Source organism: Rhizobium sp. RHZ02 (genome assembly GCF_014851575.1).
Taxonomy (GTDB): Bacteria; Pseudomonadota; Alphaproteobacteria; order Rhizobiales; family Rhizobiaceae; genus Rhizobium; species Rhizobium altiplani.
In genome coordinates, this window is record NZ_JACUZX010000058.1 from 1 (window position 1) to 4,586 (window position 4,586).

Consider the following 4,586-nt stretch of genomic DNA (forward strand, 5'->3'; position numbering starts at 1 on the left):
CGCTTCGATCCAGCCATGAAGGCCGTCTTCGAACGACTGAGAGCGAAAGGAAAGCCCGGAAAGGTCGCTCTCGTCGCGGTCATGCGAAGGATGATCATAATCCTCAATGCCAAAATGAGAGACTATCTAGCAACGGTGATTGACGCCTAACACCGTTGCTTTTTTATTTTCCCTCGCGCTAATCTTTCGTCTCCGGAGGGCCACGGCATTAACCAAGCATCAAGGTTAATGAGACATTTTCAACGGCATGTTCATGCGTCTCATGCCGGAGTCTCGCGTTGCGTCGAAATAGCCCTTCCCGTGGCAAGCTGCGCCTCTTGCTTCAAAATTGGAGTTCACCCGCGCTCTTCGGCGTTTGCGGGTGGCTGATGTCACCGACGATGGCGTCGCATGCCGACCTCGCGGCTCTGCTTGCCGGCCTCGACCAGGGTAGGGAAAACTGGCGCATGGTTCTAACCAATTCGCCGGCAGGTTCGATCCATCAGGCTGAGCTGACCTTTGCCGATCCCGTAGTCACGGGCACGATTGCTGCCGGGGCCGGCATGGTTTTGCCCGACGGCCGCAAGGTCGCATTCATGGCGAAGGACAAGGGACACGAGGCGACGTCGGACGAGGACCGCGTCAATCGCCCGGCCAAGAAAGGCCGCGTCGTTGCTGTCGAAACGGTGCAGCCGCCGAAGGACTTTTCCGCCGGGTCCATTCTCCAGCGAACGCGCCTGCTCTTTCAGCCCACCTTCGACCTGAAGGACAAATCCGCCTTCGTGAAGCCGAAGATCAAGGGCAAGGAAATCCAGATCGCGACCAATTTCTATAAGAAGGAACCGCCCAAGCCGGACCGCGGCGTCTCGCCCATGCTGGCTGGTCTCGTGACCAACGCGAAGGCTGACGTGCTGGCGACGGCCTATGCGCCGTCCGCTCCCGACTACTCCCGTCAGTCGCCGTTCGATTCGATTCTCACCGACAAGGCCGACGACGGCCGCTTCGTGCCGCAGATCGGCCCGCGGGATCACGCCTGGGCCGCAAGCATCTTGGCGCCCTCGGTGTTTTCGGCGGCCGAGCAGCAGTGCCTGGCATCCGGCATCTATTTCGAAGCGCGTGGCGAAACGGTGAAGGGGCAGGCCGCCGTCGCGCAGGTCATTCTCAATCGCGTCCGCAATCCGGCCTACCCGAAGACGATCTGCGGCGTCGTCTACCAGAACGAGGATTGGCGCAACCGATGCCAGTTCTCCTTTGCCTGCGACAACATCAAGGACCGGGTGAACTCGCAGTATCACTGGAGAATCGCCCGCGAAGTCGCGATGGCGGTCACCGCCGGCAAGATCTGGCTCCCGCAGGTTGGCTCCGCCACGCACTACCATGCCGTCTATGTTCGTCCGAAATGGGCAAAGACCATGGAAAAGGTCGGCCGCATCGGCCTGCACGTCTTCTATCGCACCTATGGCGGCGGTTGGAGCTGAGGAAAAAGCCAATCCTGACGCGATTTTGCGTCTCTTGGCAGCACAGGAAAGCGGATTCTTTCGGTCGATTTTGGATAAGTGCGCCAAGATCGGCCTAAGCCCATGTTTTTTATCGCCTATTTTATGGCTGGACATCCACCGCTCACGCCTTGACTATGCTTTTTGCTAAAACTATGTTGCGCGCGACTTCAAAACGGGCCGAAAGGTTCTCAAACCTTGGGGTCGTTGTCCGGAAAACCGGGGTAGCGGGATCGCGGACAGCGGCTGGCGGAGGAGAGCACCATGGCGGAAGACCGCGAGGAAAGTCTTGAGAAGCGCCGTGCGCAATTGGAAGCGAAACTCGCAACCAAGCGCGTAGAAGCAGGGAAGGAAGAGGCTATCGAAGCCAGCGCCGAGGCAAGCCGCAAAGGTTATGCCCAGGCGATGAAGCTTTCGAGCGAGTTCATCTCCGCTATCGTCGTAGGCGCCGTTCTTGGCTATCTCCTCGACCGTTTTGTCGGTACGGCGCCTTGGGGATTGATCGTTCTTCTTCTTCTTGGGTTTTGTGCCGGCGTATTGAACGTTCTGCGCGCTGCGGGGAAGGTTGCAAAACCGGATCCTACCGAGCGCCAGGATGGTGGAAAATAGGGCAGGGCGCTCCGGCGTTCGATCCAGTGCAATAATCCCGTCTCGCGCGGGCTAAAGATAGAGAGAACAAGCGGTGTCTAACGATCCGACCCATCAGTTCCTGATCCAGAAGATTGTGCCGATCGAAGTCGGCGGAATTGATTTCTCGTTTACGAATGCATCGCTCTTCATGGTGGCGTCCGCTGCCGTTGCCGCCGGCTTCCTGTATTTCTCGACGTCCAACCGGGCGATCGTGCCGGGCCGCTCACAGTCGGTTGCGGAGATGTCCTACGAGTTCATCGCCAACATGCTGAAGGAAGGCGCCGGATCCAAGGGGATGAAGTTCTTCCCATTGGTCTTCTCGCTCTTCATGTTCGTGTTGACGGCAAACCTGCTCGGCATGTTCCCGTACTTCTTTACGGTCACCAGCCAGATCATCGTCACCTTCGCGCTAGCGCTGCTCGTTATCGGCACGGTTCTCGTCTACGGCTTTTATAAGCACGGCTTCCACTTCCTGAATGTTTTTGTCCCGCAAGGCGTTCCTGGCATTCTTCTGCCCCTTGTTGTGTCGATCGAAATCATTTCCTTCCTGTCCCGCCCGATTTCGCTCTCTGTTCGTCTTTTCGCCAATATGCTGGCTGGTCACATCACCTTGAAGGTGTTCGCAGGCTTCGTTGCCTCGCTTGGAGCGCTGGGTGCGGTCGGTGTTGGTGGAGCCGTTCTTCCCCTGATTATGACGGTCGCCCTGACCGGTCTCGAGTTCCTCGTCGCCTTCCTCCAGGCTTACGTCTTTGCGGTGCTGACATGCATGTACCTCAATGACGCGATCCATCCGGGTGGCCACTAAGGGATACCGACATTGACGTCCCTCCGGCGTCAGTCAATTTCGCCGCAACACAACCATTTCAAAGGAGTTCAACATGGAAGCGGAAGCAGCAAAGTTCATCGGTGCAGGTCTGGCTTGCTTTGGTATGGCCGGTACGGCTCTCGGCCTCGGCAACATCTTCGGCAGCTACCTGTCCGGCGCTCTGCGCAACCCGTCTGCTGCTGACAGCCAGTTCGGCCGTCTGGTTTTCGGCTTCGCCGTTACGGAAGCTCTGGGCATCTTCTCGCTGCTCGTCGCTCTCCTCCTGCTCTTCGCCGTTTAATACAGGCGCATTGAAGGATCACGGCCTGCAGTCCGCATGCCGTGATCCTTTGCATTTGCAGTACACCTGGAGGTGAGCATGTTTTTTGTGACCCCGGCTTACGCCGAAGAGGCCCCGGCGGGAACCGCAGAAACTGGTGCAGCAACCGGTACAGACACGCATGCCGCCCCGGCAGCAGGCGATGTCCACACCGAGACCGGCGTACCAGCCGAGCATCATGGTGGCGGCGTGTTTCCGCCTTTCGATTCGACGACCTACGCTTCGCAGCTGCTTTGGCTGGCAATTACGTTTGTCGTCTTCTTCGTGCTCATGCAAAAGGTCATCGCGCCGCGCATCGGCAATATCCTCGAGCAGCGTCACAACCGCATCTCGCAGGACCTCGATGAGGCAGGCCGCCTGAAGGCGGAAGCGGACGCCGATGTTGCCGCTTACGAAGCCGAATTGGCCGCCGCGCGCGCCAAGTCGAACGCGATTGGCACAGCCGCCCGCGACGCTGCCAAGCTGAAGGCGGAAGCCGACCGCAAGGCCGTGGAAGCAGGTCTGGCCGAAAAGCTCAAGGCTGCCGAAGGTCGCATCGCAGACATTAAGGCGAAAGCATTCGCTGACGTCGGCACCATCGCCGAAGAAACAGCAACGGCTGTCGTAGAGCAGCTGATCGGCACCTCGGCAAAGGCAGATGTTGCCGCCGCAGTCGCTGATATCAAGAAGGGGGCTTGATCGATGGAATTTGCATTCGACGCAACATTCTTCGCATTTGTCGGCCTTGTCCTGTTCCTGGCGCTGGTTGTTTACCTCAAGGTTCCGGGCATGATGGCCAAGTCGCTGGACGACCGCGCCGATCAGATCCGCAACGAGCTCTCGGAAGCCAAGCGCCTGCGCGAAGAAGCCCAGCACCTACTGGCCGAATATCAGCGCAAGCGTAAGGAAGCCGAAGCTGAAGCTGCACACATCGTTGCTGCAGCCGAGCGCGAGGCCGAAATGCTGACCGCCGAAGCCAAGAAGAAGACGGAAGAATTCGTCGCAAACCGCACGACGGTTTCCGAGCAGAAGATCAAGCAGGCGGAAGCCGATGCGATGAAGGCGGTGCGTTCCGCTGCCGTCGATCTGGCAATCGCTGCTGCCGAAAATGTTCTGGCAAAGAAGGCCGACACGAAGGTTCGGTCCGAACTCTTCAGCGACGCGGTCGGTCAGGTCAAGAGCCGCCTCAACTAAGCTTGCCAAGTACTTAAGAGCCCGGCTGATGCCGGGCTCAGATTGCTGACAAACCCCTGGCACCGTCTGGGGGTTTGTGATTCATTGGGACATGTTGAAGAAACCTGCCCCCACCCAGACGGCTCTTGAGATGGTGACGCTCGACAGTCTGGTGCCGAAGGAT

General features: G+C 58.6%; 6 protein-coding genes and 1 pseudogene. All 7 read left to right on the forward strand.

Annotated features, from left to right (window positions below; translation table 11 throughout):
• Positions 1–150: pseudogene (locus IB244_RS32660) on the forward strand (IS110 family transposase); the annotation flags it as partial.
• A 128-nt stretch (positions 151–278) separates the two neighbouring features.
• Complete coding sequence (locus IB244_RS31295) at positions 279–1,457, forward strand: cell wall hydrolase (protein WP_169684539.1); 1,179 nt, start codon at positions 279–281, stop codon at positions 1,455–1,457.
• Positions 1,458–1,739: 282 nt separating this feature from the next.
• Entirely contained in the window at positions 1,740–2,084 is a 345-nt protein-coding gene (locus IB244_RS31300) for an AtpZ/AtpI family protein (RefSeq protein ID WP_018859315.1), read from the forward strand.
• A 73-nt stretch (positions 2,085–2,157) separates the two neighbouring features.
• Positions 2,158–2,910: a F0F1 ATP synthase subunit A gene (locus IB244_RS31305; protein WP_018859316.1), complete on the forward strand. Its 753-nt coding sequence runs from the start codon at positions 2,158–2,160 to the stop codon at positions 2,908–2,910.
• Between the two features lie 73 nt (positions 2,911–2,983).
• Complete coding sequence (locus IB244_RS31310) at positions 2,984–3,211, forward strand: F0F1 ATP synthase subunit C (RefSeq protein WP_003588243.1); 228 nt, start codon at positions 2,984–2,986, stop codon at positions 3,209–3,211.
• Positions 3,212–3,289: 78 nt separating this feature from the next.
• The gene (locus tag IB244_RS31315) at positions 3,290–3,928 is read left to right on the forward strand and encodes a F0F1 ATP synthase subunit B (protein WP_018859317.1); all 639 of its coding nucleotides are present in this window, start codon (positions 3,290–3,292) and stop codon (positions 3,926–3,928) included.
• Between the two features lie 3 nt (positions 3,929–3,931).
• Positions 3,932–4,423 carry a F0F1 ATP synthase subunit B gene (locus IB244_RS31320; protein ID WP_018859318.1) on the forward strand — a complete coding sequence of 164 codons (492 nt, stop codon included), beginning with the start codon at positions 3,932–3,934 and terminating at the stop codon, positions 4,421–4,423.
• Positions 4,424–4,586: the final 163 nt, after the last annotated feature.

What these genes read in the sequence shown, in the direction of transcription:
- IB244_RS31300 (WP_018859315.1), top strand. Translation starts at nt 1,740, where the DNA reads ATGGCGGAAGACCGCGAGGAAAGTCTTGAGAAGCGCCGTGCGCAATTG.
- IB244_RS31310 (WP_003588243.1), top strand. Translation starts at nt 2,984, where the DNA reads ATGGAAGCGGAAGCAGCAAAGTTCATCGGTGCAGGTCTGGCTTGCTTT.
- IB244_RS31315 (WP_018859317.1), top strand. Translation starts at nt 3,290, where the DNA reads ATGTTTTTTGTGACCCCGGCTTACGCCGAAGAGGCCCCGGCGGGAACC.
- IB244_RS31320 (WP_018859318.1), top strand. Translation starts at nt 3,932, where the DNA reads ATGGAATTTGCATTCGACGCAACATTCTTCGCATTTGTCGGCCTTGTC.